Consider the following 2,288-nt stretch of genomic DNA (forward strand, 5'->3'; position numbering starts at 1 on the left):
AACCACCGACACGAGGATTTTCAATCCTCTGCTCTACCGACTGAGCTATCCGGGCGACGAGGTGTATTAAACGTGTTTTCGCGTTCTGGGTCAACATTAAATTGCAAAAAAAGTATTGTTTGATGTTTTTCTATACTTAGTGGGTTGTTTTTGTTCGTTTGGGTAGAAAAACCTAGGTCTAGCATGCCTTAAAAGATGGCAAAACTACGGTTAACTGCTTTGAATGAGCGCTGAAATAAAAAAAGCACGTATGAAAACGTGCTTTTATATTAAAGGTTTTTCTCGAGAGTTTAGTGTTTTACTTCAAACCTATTTACCCAAGTCTCTAATTCGTTAGAAAGAGAAGCTAAAGTTTGTGTACTGTTATGGCTTTCCGTTACGACATCGCTCAGTTGGTTGCCACTTTCTTCAATCATATTGATACGCTTCGATATATCATCGCTTACCTGGGTCTGTTCAGCGGCTGCTGTTGCGATTTGATGGCTCATTGATGATATAGACTCTAATGCAATCACAATCTGTTGTAGCGCTTCAGAGGCATTCTGAGACTCTGCTACAGTACTTTCACTCGTTGCCGCACACACATTCATTGTTTGAATGGCGTTACGGGAACCTTCTTGAAGATTATTGATCATTAACTGAATCTCTTTGGTGCTCGATTGCGTTCGACCAGCAAGATTACGTACCTCATCCGCCACTACTGCAAATCCACGACCTTGTTCACCCGCTCGCGCAGCCTCAATAGCAGCGTTAAGTGCTAACAGGTTAGTTTGCTCTGCAATATCGCCTATAACGTCCAATACCTTAACAATATTGTTTACGTCGTTGTCTAGGTTAGCAACAGCTTCACTGGCTGTACCTAATTGTCCTGCTAGGCCTTGAATATTATCTACTGTGTTGTGGATTAGGAGCTGAGTATGTTGGCTTTGTTTGTCTGCCTCGTCGGTGTTACGAGCTGTATCGCCAGCTGAATCGGCAACATTATTTGCTGAAGACGCCATCTCAGTCATTGCTGTTGCGATCATTTCAGTTGATTGTTGCTGAGTTTCAGTAAGTTGAGCGATAGAACCTGCACGATCTTCCACGCGCTGTAATTCGCCTCTTAACGCTAGCATTGAAGAGTTGAGGTTTGATACTAACTCTGCCAGTGATTGACTCATTTGTTGTACAGCGTGATAGATACTGCCTTGCTCAGCTTGAGTCTCAAACGATGTTTGGATTTTTCCTTCTGCGACAGCTTGTACTGCTTCTCTTACGTCTTTGGGTTCACCGCCAAGTAGCGATAGCATACGTTTAATTGAGATAATCAAGCTTGAAAGAATGACACCAGCAATAGCCAAACATAAAATCAGTTGCCATTGTGCTGTTGACCAAAACCTTGCGTTGACTTCATTGAAGCCGATACCTGTACCTACAACCCAACCCCAATGAGGTGTTTTTTCTGCGATGGACAGTTTTTCTTCAATGCTTCCGTCGGGGAGTTTTTGTGTCCAGGTGTATTCGACTATTTGTCCTGTTCTATTGCCAAGTGCTCGCTGAATAAGTTGGCCAACGCTATTTCCATCGCCATCTTTAAAATCATTAAAGCTGGTTCCGTGTAGTTGCGGATCTAAAGGTGTTGCGACAAAAGTCATATCTTCATCAGCAACATATACATATTCATTGTCTTTATAGATATTGTTGCGCAGTAGGCGAGTGGCCAGCTGTTTGGCTTGTTGTTCTTCTAGAGTGCCATCAATAGCCATTTTTTCGACTTCAGTAAGAATGCTGTATGCACTTTTAAATAGCTCTGTCACGCGAGCTTTGTTGTCTATGTTGCTAGCAACTCTTAAGGTCCATAAACCTGTAGCCGTAAGTGCGAGCAAGGCAATCAAAATGATGCCTGATAATAAATAAGCTTGCGTTTTTAATTTCATATTTCCCCGTGCAGCGATCTAATAATAAGTATGGTGTATCATTCACGAATCTTAAGCTAAGTCGTGCAGTGCAGGTATCAGAAAGGTATCAAAACATGATGAAGATTAAATTTACGAAGAAAAAAAAGTCCCCAGAAGAACATTTTTTGCTGTCAAATGAATAAACAGAGGCAAGAGTAATTACTCTATTGAGGGTGGCGGACGTAGTCCATTTACTAGAAGATCAAGATTTAATGTTGAACTGATGTGTTATTGAATTGCGTTACTTTTATTCAAACGAAAAAAAGCCAAGTCTCTCGACTTGGCTTTCTTGAATGTGGCTCCCCTTGCAAGACTTGAACTTGCGACATACGGATTAACAGTCCGCCGTTC

Annotated in this window: 1 protein-coding gene; it reads right to left on the reverse strand. The window is 41.7% G+C overall.

The window, feature by feature from the left end; all coding sequences use genetic code 11:
* Nucleotides 1-290: 290 nt before the first annotated feature.
* Nucleotides 291-1,916 carry a methyl-accepting chemotaxis protein gene (locus tag AB6D80_RS24675; protein WP_017101452.1) on the reverse strand — a complete coding sequence of 542 codons (1,626 nt, stop codon included), beginning with the start codon at nucleotides 1,914-1,916 and terminating at the stop codon, nucleotides 291-293.
* Nucleotides 1,917-2,288: the final 372 nt, after the last annotated feature.

Source organism: Vibrio sp. 10N.247.310.17, from assembly GCF_041466605.1.
Taxonomy (GTDB): Bacteria; Pseudomonadota; Gammaproteobacteria; order Enterobacterales; family Vibrionaceae; genus Vibrio; species Vibrio tasmaniensis_A.